Here is a 21170-nt window from a genome sequence, read left to right on the forward strand (position 1 = left end):
GGCGTCACCCAACGTCCCCCATTAACCTTGTTTCTTGGTTAACAGACGATGGCGATTTCAAGACGGACGCTTGCGTTTTCCGGCGTAGGGATTGTCCGGTTTGCGCAGACCGAGGCGGATCGGCACGGCGAAAAGCCCGAAGCTCTCGCGTAACCCATTGATAAGATAGCGCGTATACGACGCGTTCAGCGCATCCGGGCGGCTCGTGGAGATCATGAACGTCGGCGGACGCGATTTGACCTGCGTCATGTATTTTATGTTGATCCGGCGCCCCGCGACGGCCGGCGGAGAATGTCTGGTAACCATACGGTCGAGCCACTGATTCAGCTTGGCTGTCGAGATCCGCTTGTTCCAGACCTCGTGGGTATCGACGATCGCCTTCATCAGCCGCTCGACGCCCTCGCCGGTTTCACCCGACACGGTGATGGCTCGGATGCCCCGCGCCTGCGGCAGCAGCCGGTCGGTCTTCTCGCGCAGATCGGCGAGCACTTCCTGGCGGTCTTCGATCAGATCCCACTTGTTGAAGGCGATGACCGGCGCCCGGCCTTCACGCATGACCAGGTCGACGATCGACATATCCTGGCGCTCGAAGGGGATCGTCGCGTCGAAGACGACCACCACCACCTCGGCGAACTTGATCGCGCGCAGGCCGTCGGCCACCGACAGCTTCTCCAGCTTTTCCTGGACCTTCGCCTTGCGACGCATGCCGGCCGTGTCGAAGACCTTGATCGTGCGGCCGCGCCATTCCCATTCGCTGGCGATGGAGTCGCGGGTGATGCCGGCCTCGGGGCCGGTGAGCATCCGGTCCTCGCCGAGGAACCGGTTGATCAGAGTCGACTTGCCGGCATTCGGACGGCCGACGATAGCGATCCGCAGGGGCTTGGTGGCGTCGTAGACGGGCTCGACCTCGTCACCCTCGACCGGCACGTCCACCAAGGCTTCCTCGGGCTCCGGCGTGTCGTCGGCGAAGGTCTCCTCGCCCAGCGCCTCGAGGATGGCATCGCGCAGCTCGCCCATGCCGACGCCATGCTCGGCGGAAATGCCGATCGGCTCGCCCAGACCCAGTTCGAAGGCGTCGAGCATGCCGGCTTCCGCCCCGCGGGCTTCCGACTTGTTGGCGACGAGGATCACCTTGCCGGCAGTGCGGCGCATGATCTCGACGAAGGCCCTGTCCTGGGGCATCACGCCGGCCTTGACGTCGATCATGAACAGGCACAGGTCGGCCGAGGCGATTGCCGTCTCGGTCTGGGTGCGCATCCGGCCTTCCAGCGTGTCGGCGCCGGCTTCTTCCAGGCCGGCCGTATCGACCACCTCGAAGTCGAGGTCGAGCAGCGTCGCGTCGCCGGTGCGGCGGTCGCGGGTCACGCCAGGCCGGTCGTCGACCAGCGCCAGACGCTTGCCGACGAGGCGGTTGAACAGGGTGGACTTGCCGACATTGGGTCGGCCGATAATGGCGATGGTGACCATGACGGTCTCCGCGCTCCTCCGGAGCGATGGGGCACACCGGTACGAAGCCGGGGCCGGTTGCGATCGGGGCGCCGGCCGTGTGTCACGTGCGAGCTCTGCCCCGATCCGATCGGTTTGCGGCGACGTCCGGGCCGGGTGAACCCGGCCGCAGGCGTCGTCGCCGCAGCGGTTCAGTCGGCGCTGGCGGGCGCCGGAGCGGCCGGCGCGCTCTGCGGCGCGTCGGTCGTAGTCGGCTCGGCCTGTTCCGGGGCGGCAGCCTCGGGAGCGGCCGCGGGATCGGTGATGCCGAGCCCGGTCGTGGGAACGGCGACGCTCGGTGCGGCAGCACCCTCGGGCAGCGCCGCATCGGCGGCCGGGGCAGCCGGCGCTTCGCCGTTGGCCGCATCCGGGCTCGCCGGAGCCTCGCCCGCTGCACCCTCGGTGGCTGCTCCCTCGGGATCTGCTCCGTCGCTGGCAGCGGCCGGCGCCTCGGTCGCCGGCGCCGCAGGCGTGGCCTCCGGGGCGGTCGTTTCACCGCCCGCGACGGGCGCGGCCGCGTCCGCCGGAGCGGCGTCCGTTGCCGGCCCGGTTGCAGTACCGATCTCCTCCGGCATCACCGTGCCCTCGGGCATCGGCTTGCCGGCGGCGATCAGGTCGAGCATCAGCCGGGCCCGGCTGATGATGCCGTTCGGCGCACCGGGATCGTCGACCAGCTGCTGGAACAGCGTCGTCGCGGTTTCCGTGTCCTCGGCCTTCCAGGCGGCCAGCGCCACGGCTTCGCGGGCCGGGAAGCGCAGGGCCTCGCTGTCGCCGGTCAGCCGTTCGACACGGCTGCGCACATCGCTGAGCGCGCCATGGTCGACCAGCACATAGGCGGCGCGCACGGCGGCCATGTCACGCAACGCATCGGGCGCGCCGGCATCCGCCGCCACCTTGTCGAAGGCGGCGACCGCCGCGTCGAACTTGCCCTGCGCCTGATAGACGCCGCCAATGCTCATGCGGGCAAGGTCCGGATAGGCGCCGTAGCTGTCGGCAGCCAGCGCCTCGAGCGCGGTGATGGCCTCGTCGGGCTTGCCGTCACGCGCCAGCTGCAGCGCGGCGAGATAGGCATCGCCCGAGGCGTTGGCCTGGGCGGTCTGGTACCGGTCCCAGCCGACGACGGCCGCGGTGATGACGACCACCAGAATGACCGCGGCCAGGATATAGGTCCCGAACCGCGTCCAGATGGCTTTCACCCTGTCCTGGCGAAGCTCTTCGCTGACTTCGCGAAAGAAACTGTCGTCGCTCATCCATCCACTCTTCGAAAACCGGCCGTGGCCGGGACCATCGGCCCGGCACGCAAGAACACTTGGGGTCTTCTAACGATTTTTGCCGCAGGTGAAAGGGCGTGCGCGCCGTGATGAACCGCTAAGCGATCGGCGCGACGCCGAAGAACCAGCGATGCAGCCACAGGATGAACGCCGCAGCGAGGCCGAGACCGACGACGACCGCCAGGAGATCTCCGCGCAGGCTGGGCGCCCTCCCCGCCGACGCCGGGACCGGACGGCGGATCGCGCTGGCATAGTCGAGGACCGCCCAGACGAGGAAACTGCCGAAGAGCACCACATCGGCAATCGTGCCGTTGGCCAGAAGATGCCCCAGCGCCCACAGGCCGACGCCCAGCACCATCGGGTGCCGGACCGCCGTCTTGATCCGTCCGGTCGGCAGATAGGCGCTGGCGACGAGGACGAAGGCCACCGGCACCAGGAGCAGCGCGAGATGGCCGAGGCCCGGCGGCGGCGTGTAGAGCGGCACCGTCGCCATGCGCGCGGCGCCATAGCCGTAGATGATCAGCATCAGCCCGACGAGCGACAGCACCGAGTAGATGCCCTTGAACCGGTTCTCGCCAAACCGCGCCAGCAGCCGGTCGCGCGTCGGCTCCGCAATGATCCGCAGGGAATGCACGCCGAGGAAGATGACCAGGCCGAGAATGAGAATGGCCATGTGGATTTTACCCTGTGCCGGACCGGCGACGGCGTGCGCGCCGGTCGGAGCGTAGCAGAAATGTCCCGATCTGACGCGATCCTGGCGACGACTTCGCGGTTTTCGCCGCCTTGCCGCTTCCTTCCCTGCCGGTGCCTGCCCTAGGGTTGCGGCGAATCGACCAGAATCGGGCCGGTCTTCACGCCGCCCGAGCAAGACCATGATGAAGGATGTCTCGATGATGCGCCCCATGTCCCTCGCCCTTTTGACGAGCGCCGCGCTGCTGGTGGCCGGCTGCGCCACCGAGCGCCCCGATCCAGCGGGCCTGAGGGCGCAGTCGGATGGCCGCATGGGCGGCGGGACTGCATTGCCGCCGATGCCGGGCGGCGGCACCGCCGGCACCAACGGCCGGCTGGCGCCGGGCGGCCCGGCCATCGGCAGCTGTAATCCGGAAGCGGCCCGGTATCTCATCGGCGAGATCGCCAATGTCGAGACGGTGGAAGCGGCAAAGGCGGCCACCGGTGCCGAGACCGTGCGGGTTCTGTATCCGAACCAGCCGGTCACCCAGGAGTTCGTCTCCGGCCGCCTGAACATGGAAACCGACAACGCCAACCGCGTCACGCAGGTCCGCTGCGGCTGATCCGCCTGCGGGCCTGAGCGGCCCGCTCTTCTCGTCGAACCGCCGGGCGATCAGCCCGGCGTCACCGGCTGGGCCGAGCTTACCCTTCGGGCGAGCTGGCGTTCGCGGAAGAAGATGAACAGCCCCGCCCCCATGATGATCGCCGCGCCGAACAGCATGGTCAGCCGCGGCACGTCGCCGAAGACCAGGTAGCCGAACAGGATCGCCCAGACGAGCATGGTGTATTGCAGCGGCGCGATGTCGGCGGCGTCGCCGAGCTTGAACGCCCGCGTCACGCACATATGCGCCGCCATCGCCACGACGCCGAGGACCGCCAGCAGCCCCAGATCCAGCGGGTCCGGCGTCACCCAGCCGAACGGCGCCAGGATCGCCCCGCCGACGAGCGCGCCGACCGTCTGCCAGAAGACCAGCGCCTTGTCGGACGTGCCGCGCAGGCTGCGCGCGGTGATCATCATCAGCGCGAAGGTCAGGCTGCCGCCAATGGCGATGAAGGCCGGCGCGGTCAGGCTCGCCTGCGACGGCTGCAGCACCACCAGCACGCCGACGAAGCCGATGACGATCGCCGTCCAGCGCCTTATGCCGACGCGCTCCTTCAGGAAGATCGGCGAGAGCGCCGCCACATAGATCGGCGCGGCGAGCCAGTAGGCCATGGTGTCGGCGAGCGGCAGATAGGCGACTGCGCCGTAGAAGGCGAGCACCTCGACGGTGGCGAAGACCACCCGCAGCACCTGCATGCCGGGACGTTCGAGGCTCACGAGGGGTTTCAGTCCCGTGCGCGCGAGGAACGGCGCCAGGATGACCAGCGCCGCCACCGAGCGGATCAGCAGCACCTGGCCGACCGAATAGGTCGAGACCAGCCATTTGCCGAGCGTGTCGTTGACCATGAACAGGAAGATGCCGAACAGCATGATGCCCATGCCGAGCGTGTTGGTGCTCGGCCGGCCTGTCGCGGCGGCGCTGGCTCCGGTCATCTCTCGTCCATCTGTGGCTGGTCTCCGCCCGGCCCGGGCGATCGCGGCCCGGTCAGGCGCGCGGCATCATTCCCATTCGATCGTGCCCGGCGGTTTCGAGGTCACGTCGTAGACCACCCGGTTGATGCCGCGCACCTCGTTGATGATGCGGGTCGCGGTGTTGCCGAGGAAGTCCATGTCGTAATGGTAGAAATCGGCCGTCATGCCGTCGACCGAGGTGACGGCCCGCAGCGCGCAGACGAATTCGTAGGTGCGACCGTCGCCCATGACGCCGACGGTCTGCACCGGCAGAAGCACGGCGAAGGCCTGCCAGATGGCGTCGTAGAGACCGGCCTTGCGGATCTCGTCGAGATAGATCGCATCGGCCTGGCGCAGGATGTCGAGCTTCTCGCGGGTCACGCCGCCCGGGCAGCGGATGGCGAGGCCCGGTCCCGGAAAGGGCTGGCGGCCGACGAAATGCGCCGGCAGGCCGAGTTCCTGACCGAGCAGACGCACCTCGTCCTTGAACAATTCGCGCAGCGGCTCGACGAGCTGCATGTTCATGCGCTCCGGCAGGCCGCCGACATTGTGGTGCGACTTGATGGTCACCGATGGACCGCCGGTGAAGGAGACGCTCTCGATCACGTCGGGATAGAGGGTCCCCTGCGCCAGGAAGTCGGCGCCGCCGATCTTCTTGGCTTCCGCCTCGAAGGTCTCGATGAACAGCCGGCCGATGGTCTTGCGCTTGACCTCCGGGTCCATCTCGCCTTCCAGCGCGTCGATGAACATATCCTGCGCCTGCACGTGGACGAGCGGGATGTTGTAGTGGTCGCGGAACATCGCGACGACCTCGTCCGCCTCGTTCATCCGCAACAGGCCGTGATCGACGAAGATGCAGGTCAGCTGGTCGCCGATCGCCTCGTGGATCAGCACCGCCGCAACGGAAGAATCGACACCGCCGGACAGGCCGCAGATCACCTTGCCGTCGCCGACCTTGGCGCGGATCTCCTCGACCGCCTGCTCGCGGAACGCCGCCATGGTCCAGTCGCCGGACAGGCCGGCGATACGGTGGACGAAGTTCGACAGAAGCCGGGCGCCGTCGGGGGTGTGAACCACCTCGGGATGGAACTGCACGCCGTAGAAGCGGCGCGCCTCGTCGGCGATCGCCGCGAAGGGCGCGCCGGACGACTGGCCGATGATCTCGAAGCCCTCGGGCAGCGCCGTGACGCGGTCGCCGTGGCTCATCCACACCTGGTGGCGGGTGCCTTCGGCCCAGATGCCCTCGAACAGCGGCGAGGCCTTCTTGACCTCCATGAAGGAGCGACCGAATTCGCGGTGCAGACCGCCTTCGATATTGCCGCCGAGCTGGGCGCACATGGTCTGCTGGCCGTAGCAGATGCCGAGCACCGGCACGCCCGCCTCGAGGATTTCCGTCGGCGCCGTCGGGGCGTCGGCGTCCGTCACCGAAGCCGGCGATCCCGACAGGATCACGGCCTTCGGCGCCAGGCGGCGAAAGCCTTCGGCAGCCGACTGGAACGGCACGATTTCGGAATAGACGCCGGCTTCGCGGATGCGCCGCGCGATCAGCTGGGTGACCTGGGAGCCGAAGTCGACGATGAGGACGGTGTCGGGGTGCGCTGTCATGGCGAGGCTTTAGAAAAGCACGGGCGCAATGTCCAGCACCTCGCGCGGCATTGCCCGTATGCGGCTGACGCATCGGTAGCCACCTGTGCATTACCGCCGCAGGCAGGCGGAACGCCGGTCGTGCAGGGCCGTTCTGGCGCCGCGGTACTGATGCCGCGATCCGGAGCAACTGACATGAGCGTCAAATCGCTGGACGACCTCTTCCTGCACACGCTGCAGGACATCTACTATGCCGAGAAACAAATCGCCAAGGTTCTCCCCAAGATGGCGAAGAAGGCGGCGAGCGAGGATCTGAAAGCCGCGTTCGAGACCCATCTGGAAGAGACCAAGGAGCAGGTGACGCGGCTCGAGGAGGTGTTCGAGAGCCTCGACAAGAAGCCCCGCGCCGTGAAGTGCGACGCGATCATCGGCATCATCGACGAGGCGACCGAGCTGATGGACGAGGTCGAGGATCCCGAAACCCTCGACGCCGCGATGGTCGCCGCCGCCCAGGCCGTCGAGCATTACGAGATCGCCCGCTACGGCACGCTGATCACATGGGCCGGGATCCTCGGCCACAAGGACGCCGTCGCAAAGCTGCAGGAAACCCTGAAGCAGGAAAAGGCGACCGACGAGAAGCTGTCCAAGCTCGCCGACGTCAAGGTCAACAAGAAGGCCGCCTGATCCTGTCGATCGTCGCCTGGCCTCGGGGAAGCCGATTCCCGGACCGGGCGGCGGTCACGACGAACCGACCTCCAGCAGCCCCGAATCGAGCGCGATCTCCAGCCGGTCGACGGCATCGGCGAGCTTCTCGTCGATGACGTGCAGCAGCGTCGTCCAGTCGTCGTAGTGATGCAGGTCCCCCGCCCCGTCGGAGATGCCGCGCAGGCCCACCAGCTTGACGTCGAAACGCTGGCAGGCGCGCAGCACCGCGAAGGTCTCCATGTCGACCATGTCGGCGTCGATCGCGTCGTAGCGCGCACCCGAGACGATGTCGGACCCCGTCGACAGCCGCGCCGTCGGCAGGCTCGGCACCGGTGTCGGCAAGGCGGTGTGGACGGGATGATCGAGAAACGGTGTGACGCCCTTGGCAAATCCCAGCGGCGACGCGTCGATGTCGCGCCAGGCGACCGACGAGACCTGATAGATCTCGCCCTGTTCGAGCGTGCGCGACCCCGCCGAGCCGAGCGAGACCACGAGGTCCGGGCGATGGCCCGCCAGTGTCAGCGCATGCAGGGCGATTCCGGTGCCGAGCGCCGCCTCGATCGGCCCGACCCCGGTCATCAGGGGCGCGATGCGGCGGCGCAGCGCCGGGCCGTATTCGGCCGGGGCCGCCATGACGAACAGCACCCGGGCGCCGCCCAGCTCTTCCGTCGCGGCGTCGATCTTCGTCGGGTCGTAGTCGCTCATGCTGCCGTCCGTCCGGTGCTCCGAGCGTGGGCGCCCGGCGATGCTCTGCTCAGTTCAACCACCAGATGGCAGCGTTGAGAAGCGTCGCATAGGCGACCCAGGCGCCATAGGGCAGGAACAAAAGGGCCGAGACCCGATCCTCGCGCCAAGTATAGGCGACGAAGCCGCAGATCGCGGCGAACAGCGCCACGATCTCGACCAGCGCAAGGCCCGGCATCTGCGCGGCGAAGAACAGGAACGGCCAGACAAAGTTGAGGCCGAGTTGCACCCACCAGATCCGCGCGGCCTGCAGCTCGCCCCGGTGCCAGACGCGCCAGCCGGCGATGCCGATCAGAACGTAGAGCATGCCCCAGGCCGGTCCGAAGACCCAGCCCGGCGGATTGAACCAAGGCTTCTGCAGCGCCTGGTACCATTCGCCCGGCGCCGTCGCCGCACCCACCAGCGCCCCGCCGCCCACGGTCAGGGCGAGGAACAGCGGCAGAGCCACATAGCCCCGCATCAGCGACGCTCCAGGACCGCGAAGAAGAAGCCGTCGGTGCCCGTGGTACGCGGCGTCAGCGTCAGCGTCGTGCCGTCGCCGAGCGCGCTGGCATGGTAGGCCTTCGGCGCCTCCGGCAGGGCCTCGGCCCAGCGTCCCGCGGCATCGGCGACCCTGAACTGAGCACCCGCATCACGTTCCAGGAAGGCCGCGACGCGGGCCCCGTTCTCCTCGGGCAGCAGCGAACAGGTGATGTAGACCAGCCGGCCACCGGGCTTGACGAAGCGCGCCGCCGCGTCGAGCACCGCGTCCTGCTCTTCCAGCCGCTTGTCGAGCTGGCGCTCGGCCAGCCGCCACTTGGCGTCCGGGCGGCGACGCCATGTGCCGGTGCCGGTGCAGGGCGCATCGACCAGCACCAGATCCATCCGGCCTTCCAGTTCGCCGATATCGTCGCGCGGCGCATGGACCTGGACGTTGCGGACCTCGGCCCGCTTCAGCCGGTCGTGGATCGGCGCCAGCCGCTGGCGGTCGCTGTCATAGGCGTGGATCTGGCCGGTATTCTCCATGGACGCAGCCAGCGCCAGCGTCTTGCCGCCGGCCCCGGCGCAGAAATCCAGCACCTGCATGCCGGGGGCTGCCCCCGCCAGAAGCGCTACGATCTGCGAGCCCTCGTCCTGGATCTCGAACCAGCCCTTCTGGAAGCCGGCCTCCACCTGCACGTTGGGATGGCGGCCGTCGCCGGCGATCGGCGGGATGCGAAGGCCCTGCGGCGCCAGCGCCGTGGCGGTCGCGGCAAAGGGCGTCAGCGCCTTGGCGACCTTGTCGCGATCGGCGCGCAACGTGTTGACGCGCATATCGAGCGGCGGACGGTCGGACAGCGCCGCGGCCTCCGCGATCCAATCCTCGCCGAAGGCGGCTTCCACCCGGGTCGCCAGCCAGTCCGGCACGTCGGCCTGCACGGCGCCGGGCGCCGCGCTCAGCTCGCGGGTGCGGAAGGCGGCGAAATCGTCGGTCGACGGCATCTGGGGCGCGAAGCGGTCGCCATCCAGCGCGATGGCCAGATCCTTGACGCCCATGCCCTTGCTGTCGAGGATCGCGGCAAAGACCATGGCCGTCGGCGTCTCGTCTTCCATGCGCCAGGCCAGCGAGCGCCGCCGCCGCAGCACGTCATAGACGATGTTGCCGATGGCCGCCCGATCGCCCGAGCCGGCGAAGCGATGGGAAAGCCCCCAGTCCTTCAGGGCATCGGCCACCGGCCGGCGCCGTGCCTCGATATCGGCCAGAATCTCGATGGCCGCTGCCATCCTGCCGCCCAGGCGCATGATCGTATCCTTGCTGTGTCTTGCCGGACGATGCCGGGCGTTCCGTGCGCAGGCCGAATAGCCGATGGATGGCCTGTCGGGTCGACAGGTCGTCTTCGGTCGCAGTGCCTCGCGGATTGAGCGCAGTCCTGCACCACGCGACGGCACCCCCGCAAGCAAAAAGGGCCGGGATCGCTCCCGGCCCTCTCCGTCCGGCGCACGTAGCGCCGACGTTTCATGTCGCGGACAATGGCGTCCGGTTACTCCGCAGCGGCGCTGTGGCTGGTGCTGAGGCTCGCCTCGGCATCGTCGCGCGTCTGCGCTTCGAGTGCCTTGCGGACGCCCGCGCCGTACTCGGCATGCACCTTGTCGAAATGCGCCAGCTGGCGATCGACGATGAACTGCGGCACGCCCTGCATCGCACCGGCGATGTTGGCGCAGAGCCGCTCACGCTGGCCGGCGTCGAACATCTCGAACAGCGCCCGCGGCTGGCTGTAATGGTCCGCCTCGCCACGGAAGTCGTAACGACCCACCTGACCGCTGTAGCGATGCGGCGGCTCTTCGACGCTCGGATCCTCGACCGGACCGCCGAAGCTGTTCGGCTCGTAATAGGCGTCCGGGTTGGTGCGCATGCCGAACGGCATCTCGCCGTCGCGGTGATAGTGATGCACCGGGCTCTTCGGCTTGTTCACCGGCAGCGCGTCGTAATGCGTGCCGATCCGGTAGCGATGCGCGTCCGGATAGGAGAACAGGCGGCCCTGCAGCATCTTGTCCGGCGAGAAGCCGATGCCCGGGACGACGTTGGACGGGTTGAAGGCCGACTGCTCGATATCGGAGAAATAGTTCTCCGGATTGCGGTTCAGCTCCATCTCCCCGACCTTGATCAGCGGGTACATGCCATGCGGCCAGACCTTGGTCAGGTCGAAGGCGCTCCAGCCGGTCTTCTCCTCGAACTGGACCTCTTCACCCTCGGGCATGACCTGGATGTACATGGTCCACTTCGGGAAGCGGCCGTCCTCGATCATGCCGTAGAGAGCTTCCTGGTAGCTCTCGCGCGACTTGGCGATGACCTTCTCGGCCTCTTCGTTGACGAAGTGCTCATGGCCCTGCTGGGTCTTGAAGTGGAACTTCACCCAGAAGCGCTCGCCCTGGTCGTTCCACAGCGAGAAGGTGTGGCTGCCGTAGCCGTTCATGCGGCTCGGGTCGGTCGGGATGCCGCGGTCGGACATCAGGATCGTCACCTGGTGCAGCGATTCCGGGCAGAGCGACCAGAAGTCCCACATGGCGGTCGCCGAACGCAGATTGGTGCGCGGATGGCGCTTCTGCGTATGGATGAAGTCCGGGAACTTGTACGGGTCGGCGACGAAGAACACCGGGGTGTTGTTGCCGACGAGGTCCCAGTTGCCTTCCTCGGTGTAGAACTTCAGCGCGAAGCCGCGCACGTCGCGCTCGGCATCGGCCGCGCCCTGCTCGCCGGCAACGGTCGAGAAGCGGGCCAGCATGTCGGTCTTGGAACCCGGGCGGAACACCTTGGCGCAGCTGTATTTGGTGATGTCCTCGGTCACCGTCAGCGAACCGAAGGCACCCCAGCCCTTGGCGTGGACCACGCGCTCGGGAACACGCTCGCGGTTCTGGTGCGCCAGCTTCTCGATCAGCTGGAAGTCCTCGAGCAGCACCGGACCGCGCGGCCCGACCGTCTTGGAGTTCTGGTTGCTGGACACCGGCGCGCCAGCCGTTGTCGTCAGTCTCTCGCGATCAGCCAAGTGTGGCCTCCCTTCGCCGTGTTTGGAATTCTTCCAGACCGATAATAGGGATGCGCCCCATAATCTCCAATCGTATTTCCATGCGACGCCAATCAGTTTATCCTATCGCGCATGCTCACCATCCGACAGCTCCGCTATTTCAGTACGCTCAGCGAAACACTGCATTTCGGGCAGGCCGCCAAGCGCCTCAATATCAGCCAGCCCGCCCTCTCGGCGCAGATCGCCCAGATGGAGGAGTTCTTCGGCGGACCGCTGTTCCAGCGCGCATCCTCCGGCGTCACCCTGACCAGCGACGGCGCGCTCATCGGCGCCCGGGTACGGCGCATCCTCGCCGAGATGCAGGAGCTGGAAAGCCTTGCGACCAGCGGCGAGACGCTGCTGTCGCGCCGACTGCGCCTCGGCATGATCGCCTCGGTCGCCCCTTACGTGCTGCCGACCTTCCTGCAGGCGCTGGCGAGCGAATATCCGAGCCTCGTATGCGAGATTCGCGAAAGCGTCACCGACCGGCTGGTCGCGGATCTGGCGGTCGGCGAGATCGACTGCGCCGTCGTCGCGCTGCCGCTGGACGACCCGCTGCTCGAATCGATCGCGCTGTTCGAGGATCGCTTTTACCTGGCCCTGCCGGCCGCCGAGGCTTCGCGCCTGCCGCAGCCCGTGCCCCTGTCGGCGCTGCGCAACGAGCGGCTGATTCTCCTCGAGGAAGGCCATTGTCTGCGCGCCCAGGCGCTGGACATCTGCCGCATCGCCGATGCCGGCGAGATGGCCGGGCTCGGCGCCACCAGCCTGACGACGATCCTTCGCATGGTGTCGGGCGGGCTGGGAGCGACGCTGATTCCCGAGATGGCGATTCCCGACGAGACCCGCAGCGGCGGCATCGCCATCCTGCCCTTCGAGGCGCCGACGCCCTACCGCACCATCGCCCTCGCCTTCCGTCCGTCGACCGCCCGCCGCCGCGACTTCGAGGCGCTGGCCGACCTTCTGCGCCGTTCGCAGCCGCCGGCCGGCGCCGCCTGACACAAGCGCAGACGCAGGCGGCCCCGCACCGATCGGATGCGGGGCCGACCGTCGTGACGTGCGAGGCCGTGCCTTCAGAGGCTCGCCTGCAATTCGTCGAGGCTGCGCGCGGTGGTCTCGACGATGGTGTCGATATGCTGCTTCTCGACGATCAGCGGCGGACAGAAGGCCAGCGCATCGCCCATGGCGCGGGAGATGACGCCGTTCTTCTGCATGATCGCAAAGCCGCGCGCGGCCAGGTCCCCCGGCGGCTGGGCGGAGAGCTTGGCGGCCTTGTCGGTGACGAGTTCGATCGCGGCGATCAGCCCGACGCCGCGCACTTCACCCACCAGCGGATGATCGGCGAGCGTGCGCAAACCGGCCTGCATGAGCTCGCCCATCTCGCGCGCATTGGCGACGAGGTTGCGCTCCTCGATGATCTTCAGGTTTTCCAGCGCGACGGCCGCCGCCACCGGATGCCCGGACGCCGTATAGCCATGGCCGAAGGTGCCGATTTCGGAGGACTGGTCGGCCACCGGCGCATAGACCCGCTCGTTGATCAGCAGCGCCGAGATCGGCAGATAGGAGGACGACAGCGCCTTGGAGAGCGTCATGATGTCGGGCTCGATGCCGTAGGTCTGGCTGCCGAACATCTGGCCGGTGCGCCCGAAGCCGCAGATCACCTCGTCGGCGACGAGCAGGATGTCGTAGCGCTTCAGCACCGCCTGGATCTTCTCCCAGTAGGTCGCCGGCGGCACCACGACGCCGCCTGCGCCCATCACCGGCTCGGCGATGAAGGCGGCGACCGTGTCCGGCCCCTCGGCCTGGATCATCGCGTCCAGATCCTCGGCGCAGCGCGTCGCGAAAGCCTCCTCGCTCTCGCCGTCGCGGCCTTCGCGCCAGTAATGCGGGCAGGTCGTGTGCAGGACGCCCGGCATCGGCAGGTCGAAGGCGCGGTGGTTGTTCGGCAGGCCGGTCAGGCTCGCCGAGGCCAGCGTCACCCCGTGATAGCCACGGGTCCGGCTGATGATCTTCTTCTTCTGCGGCTGGCCGAGCGCGTTGGAGCGGTAGCGCACCAGCTTCATCATCGTGTCGTTGGCTTCGGAGCCGGAATTGGTGAAATACGCCTTCGACATCGGCACCGGCGCCATGCCCACCAGCTTCTCGGCCAGCTCGATGGCCGGGCCGTGCGATTTGTGGGTGAAGGTGTGGTAGTAGTTCAGCTTCTGCATCTGCCGCGCGGCGGCATCCACCAGCCGCTGTTCACCGAAGCCGACGGCCACCGACCAGAGCCCCGACATCGCCTCGATATAGCGATTGCCGTCGGTGTCGGTGACATGCACCCCCTCGCCCGATTCCATGACGATCGGCCCGTTGGCCTCGTGCTTGCGGGCATTGGTGTAGCTGTGGAGATGGAACGCGATATCGCGTCCCTCGATCGAATTCGGCTGGACGGTCATGGGTGCAGAACTCCGGGTATCGGGCTTGAGCGGCGGGCCGTGCTTGCGCCGCCACGTCGCTCCATCGGCCTGTGGTGCGCCTCAATACCCGTCCGGGTCAACGGGGGAATGCGAGCCGCTGTCCGCTATGCGCCGCACGCTCGCGCACGGGTCCTGGAACGGCTGGTAATTCCCCCTGCCGGGCTTATCATCGCAGCAGGGAGCGCGGCCGCCGGCGCGAGGCCGCGACACCGGTCGATGCGCGGCGAGGCCAGCGAAGACAGATCCGGGAGGAACCATGACGGGATCGCACGGCAGGGACGGTGATCACCACGCCCACGGGCATCACCACGACCATGATCACGACAATCATCTCGACCCGATGACCGCCCGGGTCATGGCGCTGGAGACGATCCTCATCGAGAAGGGCATGGTCGACCCGGACGCCCTCGACGCCATCATCGACACCTACGAGACCAAGGTCGGGCCGCGCAACGGCGCCAGCGTCGTCGCCAAGGCCTGGAGCGACCCGGCCTACGCCGACTGGCTGGCGCGCGACGCCACCGCCGCCATCGCCTCGCTCGGCTTCACCGGCCGCCAGGGCGAGCACATGCAGGCGGTGTTCAACACGCCGGAGCGCCACAACCTCGTCGTCTGCACCCTGTGCTCCTGCTATCCGTGGTCCGTCCTCGGTCTGCCGCCGGTCTGGTACAAGTCGCCGCCCTATCGCTCGCGCGCCGTCTCCGATCCGCGCGGCGTCCTGCGCGAATTCGGCGTTGCGCTGCCGGAGGGCGTCACGGTGCGGGTCTGGGACTCCACCGCCGAGCTGCGCTACCTCGTCGTGCCCGAGCGCCCGGCCGGTACCGAGGGACTGTCCGCGGCGGCGCTGGCCGCCCTCGTCACCCGCAATTCCATGATCGGCACCGAGCGTGACCTGAGCCCGCATGCCGCGCCGGAGACGCCGGCATGAACGGCCCGCACGATCTCGGCGGCCGGCACGGCTTCGGGCCCATCGCGCCGGAGGCGGACGAACCGCTGTTCCATGCGCCCTGGGAGCGTCGCGCCCTCGCCCTGACGCTCGCCGCCGGCGCAATGGGCCATTGGTCGATCGACGAAAGCCGCGCCGCCCGTGAGGATCGCCACCCCGCCGACTATTACGGTTCGTCCTATTACGAGATCTGGACCAAGGGCCTCGAGACGCTGCTCCTGCGCCACGGTCTCATCAGCTATCGCGAATTGCGCGCCGGCCGGCCCCTCGACCTGACCGTGCCGCCGAACCGTGTCCTGAAGGCCGACGCCGTTGCGCCGGCTCTCGCCAGGGGCAGTCCGGCCAACCGCGATCCTGAGGGCAGCACGCCGGCCTTCGCGCCGGGTGACAGGATCCGCACGCTGAACCTGCAGCCGCGCCACCACATCCGCCTGCCCGCCTATGCCCGCGAAAAGACCGGCACCATCGAGCGGGTACAGGGCTTCCATGTCTTCGCCGACGCCAGTGCCAAGGGCGACGACCATGTCGCGCACTGGCTCTACACGGTGGTTTTCGACGCATTCACGTTGTGGGGCGGCGACGCCTCGCGGAGCGACACCGTCTCCATCGATGCCTGGGAGCCCTATCTTGAGCACGCCTGAGACCGGCATCGCCGCGGCCTCGCCCGGCCTGCCGCGCGACGCGGCGGGTGAACCCGTCTTTTTCGCGCCCTGGCAGGCCAAGGCCTTCGCCATGACCGTCGCGCTGAACGAGCGCGGCATCCTCGCCTGGACCGACTGGGCCGCCGCGCTCGGCCGGGCCTGCGCCAATCTGCCCGCCGCCGGCCCCTCGCCCGAAGCGACAGCGGACGCCTATTTCACGGCATGGCTCGCGGCGCTCGAAGAGATCCTCGCAGCACGGGCGCTGGTAAGCGCCGATGCCGTCGATGCCGCGCAGGCCGTCTGGCACCGCGCGGCCGAAGCCACGCCCCACGGCACGCCGATCCGCTACGAGGCCGGCCTGCCGACCGAGCGCGACTGACCGACCCGACGCAGAACGGCCCCGCGATCGCGGAGCCGTCCGGCAGGTCTGGACAGGGTGCGAGTTGAAGGAGCGCTAGATCAGCGCCTTCAGCATCGTCTTCTCCTCGGCCGTCAGATCGGTGAGCGGCGGCCGGACCGAACCGGAACCACGGCCGATCAGTTCGACACCCGCCTTGATAATCGACACCGGATAGCCGACCTCGCGGTCGCGGATCTTGGCGAAGGGGAAGAAGAACTCGTCGAGGATCGTCGCCATGGTCGCCGTGTCGTCGGCCCGCATCGCCCGGTAGAAGCGCTGCGCCAGCTCCGGCACGAAATTGAACACCGCCGAGGAATAGGTGGTCACGCCGATGGCGTTGTAGGCCTCGGCGAAGAGTTCGTGGGTCGGCATGCCGCCGATATAGCAGAAGCGGTCGCCGAGCTTGGCGGTGATCTGGCGCACGACCCCGATCTGGCCGGTGCCGTCCTTGAAGCCGACGAGGTTCGGGCAGGCATCCGCCAGCCGCGCCAGCGTGTCGGCGGTGACGATGGAATTGGCGCGGTTGTAGACGATGACGCCGAGCCCGGTCGCGTCGCACACCGACTTGATGTGCCGGTAAAGGCCTTCCTGGGGCGCACCGATCAGATAATGCGGCAGGAGCAGCAGGCCGTCGGCCCCGGCGGCTTCGGCGCGCCGGGCGATGTCGCGGGCCAGTTCGCCGCCATAGCCGCAGCCGGCGATGATCGGCACGTCGCCCGCCACCTCCTTGGCCGCCGCCGTCACCGTGCCGACCTCTTCCGGCGACAGCGAGAAGAACTCACCGGTGCCACCGGCCGCGAACAGCGCCGCAGCATCGAAGCCGGCCAGCCATTCGACATGGCTGCGGTAGCTGTCCAGATCGAGCGACAGGTCCTCGTGGAAATGCGTGACCGGGAAGGACAGCAGGCCGGAAGCCAGCCGGCGCTTGAGTTCACTGGGCGACATGGGCTCTCCAATCATACGACGTCTCGCAGATGACGTATGATGACTTGAGCCTTGCTGTCAATCGCTGGCGGGCGTCGGCCGGGTTGCGCGGGTGATGGCGCGGTAGCGCTTGATGCCGCCCTGCAGATGCCGCCGCATGGCGTCGCGGGCGGCCTCGGGATCGCGCGCCCAGATCGCCTCGGCCACCTGCGTGTGCTCGGCCAGGAGCTGTTCATCCCGGTTCGGCAACGGATCGATGCCGCCCATCGCCTTGCGAAACTTGACCCGCGGGATGATCCGCCGGCCGACATGCTCCAGAAACGCTTTGAAGCGCTGGTTGTTGGTGGCCGTGGCGATGGTCATGTGGAAGGCGAAATCGGCATTGTCGGTGGGGCGCCCCTCGGCCACCAGCCGCTCGAAACTCTCGAGCTGCGCCTGGATCTCTGCCTCCTGGGCCGGCGAACTGCGCAGCGCCGCAAGCCCCGCGGCCTCGACCTCGATGCCCAGCCGCAGCTCCAGTTCCTCGATGATGTCGGAGATCTTGTCGGTCGCATCCGCAAACAGCGTCGGCAGCTGCTCGCGCTGGCGCGGACCCAGCACGAAGACACCGACGCCCTGCCTCGATTCCACCAGGCCGTCGGCGCGCAGGGCTGCGATTGCCTCGCGGATCACCGTCCGGCTGTAGCCGAAACGCTCGACCAGCACCGGCTCGGTCGGCAGCTTGTCGCCCGGGGCGTAGTCGCCGGCTTCGATCCGCTCGCGCAATTCCTCCGTGACGCGCACCGTCAGCGGCCGGCTGTCCTTGGCTTGTCCTGTCACCACCCTGCCTGCTTCCTCCCTGCGATCCGCCTTGGGGTCGCCATCTGCGGCTCTGCATCGTGCCATGCAGTTCGCGCGCGTCGCCACCTCAACATATGATGACATACCGCGTCGATGACCACGATCACGGCTTTCGTCGCACGCCCGCCGTTCCGGTGAATTGTGCGAGAGCTCAGCCGGCGGGCCGCACGACGTTGCTGCAGGCCCGGCCGGTGAAATGGCGATTGATGTTGTCCGCCATGGTCGCCTGGCGCCGTCTTATGGTGCCGTCCGTCCAGGCCGACATGTGCGGGGTCATCACCACATTGTGGAGCGCCGCGAAATCGAAGCGGGACGGCGCAGTCACGTCGCCTTCGGCCTCCGGATAGCGGTACCAGTTGTCGATGACGGCTCCGCCAATGCGGCGATGGGACAGGGCCTCGTACAACGCCGCCTCGTCCACCACCGGGCCGCGCCCGACATTCACCAGCACCGCATCCGGCCGCATCTGGTCGAAGGCGGCCGCATCGATGAGACCGCGCGTTTCAGGCAACAGCGGCAGCGACACGACGACGAAATCCGCCGCGGCGTAGAACGCCGACAGGTCGCCAAGGCCATGGCTGGCATCGACGTCGCCGGCTACCGGCACCGGGCTGCGATTGGCGACGTGGATCGTCATGTCGAATGCCTTCGCACGCGCCGCCACCGCCCGGCCGATATGGCCGAAGCCGAGCAGCCCCAGCGTCCTGCCGCCGATCTCGCCATGAATATTGGCCGCCGCACCGGCGCGATAGGGCCATTCGCCCTTGCGCAGGCGTCGGTCCGCATCGAACAGCTTCACCTGATGGGACAGGAGCGCCGCCATCACATATTCGGCCATGGCGGGCTCGTGTCCGAAGCAATTGCAGACGGTTGCGCCGGGCGGCAACGCGTCGAGGACGATGCCGTCGGTGCCCGTGGCCGAGACGTGATAGAGCCGCAGCCGCTCCGGCCTTGGCTGCGAAGCCTGGAAGCGATTACCGATGATCACGTCGGCCTGTCGCAGCGCCTCCGCATCGGCCTCGGTCGCCGGCTCGTCCGGCACGCGCCGGATCGTCGCCTCGACCTCGAGCAGGGCGTCGAAGCCCTCGACGAAGGAGGCGGCGTTGCGCCCGTGAAAGACGATTTCGATCGCGTCGGCCATGCGTCCCCGCTGTGCTGCACCGGCGGCGGCGCGCGAGCGTCGTCCGCCGGTGACCTCTCGGCCGATTGACAGGCCGAACCATCAGTGTCTTTATGCAGTGATCATATGGCATCGGCAAGAGATCATATGATGAGCGGCAGGGAGACGGGCCGCCGCATCTGCCATGCGAATTCGAGGCACGCCGGGAGGCACAATGCTCGCAGCCATGAAGGGCGTCTACATCGTCGCCCAGACGCCGTTCGACGCGGATGCCGGGATCGACCTTGCGAGCGTCGACACGCTGGTCGACTTCTACTGCCGCCATGGCGCGGACGGCTTCACCGTGCTGGGCGTCAGCGGCGAAGCGGGCAAGCTGACGGAGACGGAATCGCTGGCCGTCGCCAAGCGCTACATCGCCCGCGCCGGCGGCCGTCCGGTCATTGTCGGGGTCAGCAGCCCCAACCTCGCCCAGCTTTCCCAGCTCACCGCGAAGGTCATGGATGCGGGCGCCGCGGGCGTGATGATCGCGCCAGCCAGCGGCATCCGCACCGACGACGAACTCGCCCGCTATTTCGATCACGTCTTCACCGCCATCGGCGACGTGCCGGTGGTGCTGCAGGATTTCCCCGGCGCGACGAATGTCGGCATGTCGGTGCCGGCGATCCTGTCGCTGGTCGAGCGCCACCCGCAGATCCAGGCGATCAAGCAGGAAGACCTGCCGAGCCTCAACAAGATCACGCGCCTGCGCCAGGGCGGCGGCCGCCGCGTCGCCATCCTGACCGGCAACAACGCCATGTATCTGCCGCTCGAACTGGCGCGCGGCGTCGACGGGCCGATGGCCGGCTTTTCCTATCCGGAGATGCTGTCGGGCGTGTACCGCCTGCACACGCAGGGCGACATGGACGCGGCCAACGATCTCTTCGAACGCTACCTGCCGCTGCTGCGCTACGAGGCGATGGGCTTCTGGGGCGTGGCGGCCCGCAAGGAGGTCATGCGGCGACGCGGCGCCATCCGTCACGCCACCATGCGTCAGCCCGGCCCCGCTCTGACCGCCGAGGACCATCGCGAGATCGACGCGCTGGTGGCACGGGTCGAGGCGCGGCTGGCCGAGGCCGCCTGACGGCCGGGCGCCGCCCCGCGGGGACGGTCGCAGGAATCGGGGAAGACGGTCCGGCGGCACGCGGCGCCGGATCGACGAAGCGGGGGCGACCCCTTCAGTTTCAACATGGGAGGACAGACGCATGCATCATCTCAGGACCCTTGCCGCCACGGCGGCGACCGCAGCCATCGTGGCCATCGCCGCGCCGGCCGCGGCGCAGGACTACCCCACCAAGGACATTCGCCTCGTCGTGCCCTGGGGCGCCGGCGGCGGCACCGACGGCATCTCGCGCAAGGTCAGCGCGATCGCCGAGAAGGAGCTTGGCCAGACCATCTATGTGGAGAATGTCGAAGGCGGCATGAGCGCCAACGGCATCATGAACGTCATGTCGGCGCGCCCCGACGGCTACACGATCGGCGTCCTGACCTATGACAGCGTCATCACCGTGCCCTACCAGCAGCTGCTGCCGGGCTACGAGCTCGACAAGCTGCAGATGATCGGCCGCCTGACCAACGAGTCGGACGCGATCATCGTCGCCGACGACGCGCCCTACCAGACGATCGACGACCTGATCGCCGCCGCCAAGGAAGCGCCGGGCGACGTCAAGGTGGCGATCCAGAACACCGGCTCGCGCACCCATCTGGCGATGCTCGAACTGGAGAAGCTCGCCGGCATCGATCTCGACCTCATCCCCTATCCGGGCGGCGCCGGTCCCCAGAAGGAGGCCATGCTGTCGGGCGAGGTCGTGATCGCCGTCACCAGCCTCGGCGATTTCGCCAACCTCCTCGACGAGGGCGACGCACGCGGGCTGGTCGAGTTCTCCGACGCGCCGAACCCGACCTACAGCGACGTGCCTGATGCCAAGTCCGCCGGTCTCGACCTGCGGTCCGGCAGCTTCATCATCGTCGCCGCACCGGCCAAGACCCCGGATGACGTCGTCGCCAAACTGGCCGAGGCCTACCAACAGGCGCTGGAAGGCGAGGAGTTCCAGGAATGGGTCTCCAAGGTCGGCGTGACGCCCGGCTGGCTCGGCCCCCAGGAGGTCACCGACTGGGTCGCAGAGCAGCAGGAAGCCGTCTTCGCCCAGTTCGACAAGCTGAAGGCTGACGGCGTCATCGCCCAGTAACCCCCGTGCGGCGGCGAAGCCTCGGCC

Annotated in this window: 21 protein-coding genes; 8 read left to right on the forward strand and 13 right to left on the reverse strand. The window is 68.1% G+C overall.

Translation table 11 applies throughout. The features are described 5' to 3' along the window. Nucleotides 1–57: 57 nt before the first annotated feature. The 3 genes from der to H536_RS0103355 all read right to left on the reverse strand — a co-directional run bounded on the left by der (nucleotide 58) and on the right by H536_RS0103355 (nucleotide 3429). Nucleotides 58–1467: a ribosome biogenesis GTPase Der gene (der, locus tag H536_RS0103345; RefSeq protein WP_024349116.1), complete on the reverse strand. Its 1410-nt coding sequence runs from the start codon at nucleotides 1465–1467 to the stop codon at nucleotides 58–60. Between the two features lie 170 nt (nucleotides 1468–1637). Continuing rightward, the gene (locus H536_RS25425; protein ID WP_024349117.1) at nucleotides 1638–2735 is read right to left on the reverse strand and encodes a tetratricopeptide repeat protein; all 1098 of its coding nucleotides are present in this window, start codon (nucleotides 2733–2735) and stop codon (nucleotides 1638–1640) included. Nucleotides 2736–2853: 118 nt separating this feature from the next. Continuing rightward, entirely contained in the window at nucleotides 2854–3429 is a 576-nt protein-coding gene (locus tag H536_RS0103355; protein ID WP_024349118.1) for an NnrU family protein, read from the reverse strand. 217 nt (nucleotides 3430–3646) lie between these two features. On the opposite strand from H536_RS0103355, the gene H536_RS23100 reads away from it, so the two are divergent. Next, a complete protein-coding gene (locus tag H536_RS23100; RefSeq protein ID WP_162142644.1) occupies nucleotides 3647–4048 on the forward strand; it encodes an I78 family peptidase inhibitor in 402 nt (133 codons plus the stop codon). Nucleotides 4049–4098: 50 nt separating this feature from the next. Here the strand turns inward: H536_RS23100 and H536_RS0103365 are convergent, their stop codons facing one another. Next, nucleotides 4099–5019, reverse strand: coding sequence for a DMT family transporter (locus tag H536_RS0103365; protein WP_024349120.1), 921 nt, complete (start codon nucleotides 5017–5019; stop codon nucleotides 4099–4101). 66 nt (nucleotides 5020–5085) lie between these two features. After that, complete coding sequence (gene guaA, locus H536_RS0103370) at nucleotides 5086–6642, reverse strand: glutamine-hydrolyzing GMP synthase (protein ID WP_024349121.1); 1557 nt, start codon at nucleotides 6640–6642, stop codon at nucleotides 5086–5088. 174 nt (nucleotides 6643–6816) lie between these two features. Between guaA and H536_RS0103375 the strand changes: the two genes are divergently transcribed. Then, a complete protein-coding gene (locus H536_RS0103375) occupies nucleotides 6817–7305 on the forward strand; it encodes a YciE/YciF ferroxidase family protein (protein WP_024349122.1) in 489 nt (162 codons plus the stop codon). Between the two features lie 54 nt (nucleotides 7306–7359). Here H536_RS0103375 and H536_RS0103380 read toward each other — a convergent pair whose 3' ends face one another. The 4 genes from H536_RS0103380 to H536_RS0103395 all read right to left on the reverse strand — a co-directional run bounded on the left by H536_RS0103380 (nucleotide 7360) and on the right by H536_RS0103395 (nucleotide 11573). Continuing rightward, nucleotides 7360–8031: a 5'-methylthioadenosine/S-adenosylhomocysteine nucleosidase gene (locus tag H536_RS0103380; RefSeq protein WP_024349123.1), complete on the reverse strand. Its 672-nt coding sequence runs from the start codon at nucleotides 8029–8031 to the stop codon at nucleotides 7360–7362. A gap of 49 nt (nucleotides 8032–8080) precedes the next feature. Beyond that, nucleotides 8081–8530 carry a TspO/MBR family protein gene (locus tag H536_RS0103385; RefSeq protein WP_024349124.1) on the reverse strand — a complete coding sequence of 150 codons (450 nt, stop codon included), beginning with the start codon at nucleotides 8528–8530 and terminating at the stop codon, nucleotides 8081–8083. Next, nucleotides 8530–9831: an RsmB/NOP family class I SAM-dependent RNA methyltransferase gene (locus H536_RS0103390; protein ID WP_024349125.1), complete on the reverse strand. Its 1302-nt coding sequence runs from the start codon at nucleotides 9829–9831 to the stop codon at nucleotides 8530–8532. The genes H536_RS0103385 and H536_RS0103390 overlap by 1 nt, the downstream gene beginning before the upstream one ends. 239 nt (nucleotides 9832–10070) lie before the next feature. Continuing rightward, nucleotides 10071–11573: a catalase gene (locus H536_RS0103395; protein WP_024349126.1), complete on the reverse strand. Its 1503-nt coding sequence runs from the start codon at nucleotides 11571–11573 to the stop codon at nucleotides 10071–10073. Between the two features lie 111 nt (nucleotides 11574–11684). On the opposite strand from H536_RS0103395, the gene H536_RS0103400 reads away from it, so the two are divergent. Further along, a complete protein-coding gene (locus tag H536_RS0103400; protein WP_024349127.1) occupies nucleotides 11685–12587 on the forward strand; it encodes a hydrogen peroxide-inducible genes activator in 903 nt (300 codons plus the stop codon). A 74-nt stretch (nucleotides 12588–12661) separates the two neighbouring features. On the opposite strand, the gene H536_RS0103405 is transcribed toward H536_RS0103400, so the two are convergent. Beyond that, entirely contained in the window at nucleotides 12662–14026 is a 1365-nt protein-coding gene (locus H536_RS0103405) for an aspartate aminotransferase family protein (RefSeq protein ID WP_024349128.1), read from the reverse strand. Between the two features lie 277 nt (nucleotides 14027–14303). On the opposite strand from H536_RS0103405, the gene nthA reads away from it, so the two are divergent. From nthA to H536_RS0103420, 3 genes are read left to right on the forward strand one after another with little or no spacing between them, the layout of a single operon-like run. Next, a complete protein-coding gene (gene nthA, locus H536_RS0103410) occupies nucleotides 14304–14975 on the forward strand; it encodes a nitrile hydratase subunit alpha (protein WP_024349129.1) in 672 nt (223 codons plus the stop codon). Beyond that, complete coding sequence (nthB, locus tag H536_RS0103415) at nucleotides 14972–15634, forward strand: nitrile hydratase subunit beta (RefSeq protein WP_024349130.1); 663 nt, start codon at nucleotides 14972–14974, stop codon at nucleotides 15632–15634. The genes nthA and nthB overlap by 4 nt, the downstream gene beginning before the upstream one ends. Next, the gene (locus tag H536_RS0103420) at nucleotides 15621–16013 is read left to right on the forward strand and encodes a nitrile hydratase accessory protein (RefSeq protein ID WP_029702657.1); all 393 of its coding nucleotides are present in this window, start codon (nucleotides 15621–15623) and stop codon (nucleotides 16011–16013) included. Before nthB ends, H536_RS0103420 begins: the two co-directional genes overlap by 14 nt. Nucleotides 16014–16088: 75 nt before the next feature. Here H536_RS0103420 and kdgD read toward each other — a convergent pair whose 3' ends face one another. The 3 genes from kdgD to H536_RS0103435 form a co-directional block, all read right to left on the reverse strand. Next, on the reverse strand, nucleotides 16089–16979 hold the full coding sequence (gene kdgD / locus H536_RS0103425) for a 5-dehydro-4-deoxyglucarate dehydratase (RefSeq protein ID WP_029702658.1): 891 nt from the start codon (nucleotides 16977–16979) through the stop codon (nucleotides 16089–16091). 57 nt (nucleotides 16980–17036) lie between these two features. Continuing rightward, nucleotides 17037–17780 carry a FadR/GntR family transcriptional regulator gene (locus H536_RS0103430; RefSeq protein WP_051141490.1) on the reverse strand — a complete coding sequence of 248 codons (744 nt, stop codon included), beginning with the start codon at nucleotides 17778–17780 and terminating at the stop codon, nucleotides 17037–17039. 169 nt (nucleotides 17781–17949) lie between these two features. Then, a complete protein-coding gene (locus H536_RS0103435) occupies nucleotides 17950–18939 on the reverse strand; it encodes a 2-hydroxyacid dehydrogenase (RefSeq protein WP_029702659.1) in 990 nt (329 codons plus the stop codon). A gap of 193 nt (nucleotides 18940–19132) precedes the next feature. On the opposite strand from H536_RS0103435, the gene H536_RS0103440 reads away from it, so the two are divergent. Then, a complete protein-coding gene (locus H536_RS0103440; protein WP_029702660.1) occupies nucleotides 19133–20038 on the forward strand; it encodes a dihydrodipicolinate synthase family protein in 906 nt (301 codons plus the stop codon). Nucleotides 20039–20159: 121 nt separating this feature from the next. After that, nucleotides 20160–21143: a Bug family tripartite tricarboxylate transporter substrate binding protein gene (locus tag H536_RS0103445; protein ID WP_024349134.1), complete on the forward strand. Its 984-nt coding sequence runs from the start codon at nucleotides 20160–20162 to the stop codon at nucleotides 21141–21143. Nucleotides 21144–21170: the final 27 nt, after the last annotated feature.

It is taken from the genome of Aurantimonas coralicida DSM 14790 (assembly GCF_000421645.1).
Classification (GTDB): domain Bacteria; phylum Pseudomonadota; class Alphaproteobacteria; order Rhizobiales; family Rhizobiaceae; genus Aurantimonas; species Aurantimonas coralicida.